Here is a 2684-nt window from a genome sequence, read left to right as displayed (position 1 = left end):
TTTATGAACATGGTTTGGAACTTTGTCTTGTCAGGTGCAAGATGTGAGTTAAGATGGATTCTGGCTGATGAGATATTACTAAGTCGCAGTAGCACCATGTCTTTATACATAGTCTCACTAGGAGATATTTTATCTAAAAATAAATCCCCTAGTTGATTTTTGTCAATTTCAAAATCTAATTGTTTCAAGAACAAATCTCTTTTATTCGGACGACAAGAAATTAAATACCAGTTCATTAATTAAGGTCAAGAAAAAACAAGCAAATCATCTTTTGATTCAATAAATATGTTATACTGTCAAAGTCATCCAAGTCAATTTTTTCTTGATTTCTAGTAGTTCAACAAAGTCAACTATCAAAGTAATCTATCTTAACTGTACTGAAGAAATAGTGACGAAACATTGAACATTGAACATTTTGTTTTCAAGCCGACTTCTAACCGAATAAATGACTAAAACATTACCCATTATCCCAAAAGAAATAGAGCAATTAATTGACAAGAATATATCCATTGCTAACCGAGAGGCCGTTCCAGGTTTTACCATTGATGGAGAAACATCAAAAGATCTCGATGATGCTTTATGGTTACAACCCAACCCATCAGGGGCAGTGATATCAGTCCATATTTCCGATGTATCTGCCATTATTCAACCAGGCTCTTCTTTAGAAGCTCATGCACTCTCACAGGTGGAAACTCGCTATCTCGCCACAAAAAATATACCCATGTTTCCCCATGAACTCTCCGAGGATAATTTATCCCTCTTAGAAGATAAATTACGCTTAACGGTGACAATTCGCATCACCTTGGATGATAACGCTAATATCAAAGAGACTTCCCTTCATCTAACCCATTTAACCAGTCTCAAACGATTTTCTTACACTTCAGCAGATGCTGCTCTTCATGACCCCTCATCACCATTTTTTCAAATGTTACGCTACTGCGAACTATGGGCGCAAAAGTTAGCCTGGAAACGTCAAGATGTTGGTGCGATCGGTTTAAGCAGTGTCGGTGGGGTTAACTTAGACGAAGAGGGACGCATCCTCACCACCCCACTTTATCATTCACAGCAGATCATCCAGGAATTCATGATTTTGGCTAATACAGCAGTGGCGAGTTTAGCGGAAAACCATCGATTACCAATCCTTTACCGTAATCATACTGCTTCTGCGATCGCCCCCAAAAGTCAAGAATTAATCGAAACTTTGACCACACTGGGTTTACCGGAATTGGTGAGACAGAAGTTGCAAAGTTGGTTAAATCCTGCCACCTACTCTCCTGCGGTTATTGGTCACTTTGCTTTAGCTTTATCTGCTTACACCCATTTTACCTCCCCCATTCGTCGAGTAGCTGACTACGTTAATCACCGCATTCTTAAAGCAGTTTTTATTGAGGGACAAGATTCTCCCTACACCCTGGATGAACTAGAAGCAATCGCCAAGCATATTAATAACAAACGCACTGAAGTAAAAGAACAACGAGATGAACATTTTCGTGAGAAACGTCTCAATGAAACAGTGAATATTTTACGAAATAAAGGAAAGATTGAGAATCTTTCAGATAAAGAATTTTCTCAAATCATCAAAGATAGTTTGAGGGTATCCAAATTAGACAAAATTGTACCGGAAGCAATCTCTAGAATCGGAGAAGGTAACATTAAACCGGTGGATTTATACTATCTAATTTTTGGAGACTATAACGATTTAGAGGTGTTAGATTTACTCAAAAACCAGATATTAGATTATCTAGAAGAGAAACAAGTAGAGGCAACTAAAATCATTCAAATAGCCGCGACAACTAACCAAAAAACGGTAGAATACATAGAAAAGACAACCGCATCGGGAAAATTTGCTTTTTGGTCTGTGTTAGAAAGGGAAACCACTGCTGTTCCAGGGATTGCCAGTAACAAACAAGCAGCAAAACATCAGGCTAATTATTTGTTAATAGAAGGGGTGTTAGATCAGAGTTTAGTGCCACTGAGGTTTATTGATGAAGATTCTTTGCAAGATATTAATTCAAAAACACATAAAATTCCTATCGAAACAACGGATGAGTCTATGTCTGATTTAGAAACAGAAGAAATAGACATGGAACTTGTGCCATCAGCAGCCTATCAATCTCCTGTCGGTTATTTACATGAAACTTTACAGCGACTGAAAATGAAACGCCCTGATTATTATTACCATCAGGTAGGGAATGGCTGGCTTTGTCGTTGTCAGATTGAATGGTTAGACGAACCTCTAATTGAAACAGAAGCCATTGAATCTTCCAAAAAAGACGCTAAAACTAATGCTTCGTTAAAGGCGATCATTCACTTAGAAAAATTTGTTGTGGAGGAGTTATCCGATTGAGTTAATGTACAATAATTTAGTTTAACTCACATCTTGCACCAAGAAAAGTTGATATGAGAAGCGATGGCTAAAACCCTTATTTGATAGGGGTTTACATTAGTTCTCTTTCAAAGATAGAGAACAATAATCAAGAACGAATAAAAACCAAACGCACTCTTTATTTTACTCGGGAGCGATCGCGGGGTTTTTCTTCATCACAATATAAATCTAACCAACTTTCCTAAATATCTTTGATAGTTGACATAAAATGCTCTATTGTAGCTAATTTAATAACAGCATTAACCCGAAGCTTCTCAAAAAGTCTGGGGGGACTCGCCGAAAGTTAGGGGACAAAGAT

1 protein-coding gene is annotated in these 2684 nt (G+C 37.5%); it reads left to right on the top strand.

All coding sequences use genetic code 11. The features are described from left to right. The first annotated feature begins 445 nt into the window (after window positions 1-445). Window positions 446-2347: an RNB domain-containing ribonuclease gene (locus P9B04_RS19790; protein ID WP_342056692.1), complete on the top strand. Its 1902-nt coding sequence runs from the start codon at window positions 446-448 to the stop codon at window positions 2345-2347. The last annotated feature ends 337 nt before the right edge of the window (window positions 2348-2684 follow it).

The sequence above is a fragment of the Crocosphaera sp. Alani8 genome, assembly GCF_038442745.1.
In the GTDB taxonomy this organism is placed as follows: Bacteria; Cyanobacteriota; Cyanobacteriia; order Cyanobacteriales; family Microcystaceae; genus Crocosphaera.
This window is presented reverse-complemented; position numbering and strand designations above follow the sequence as displayed.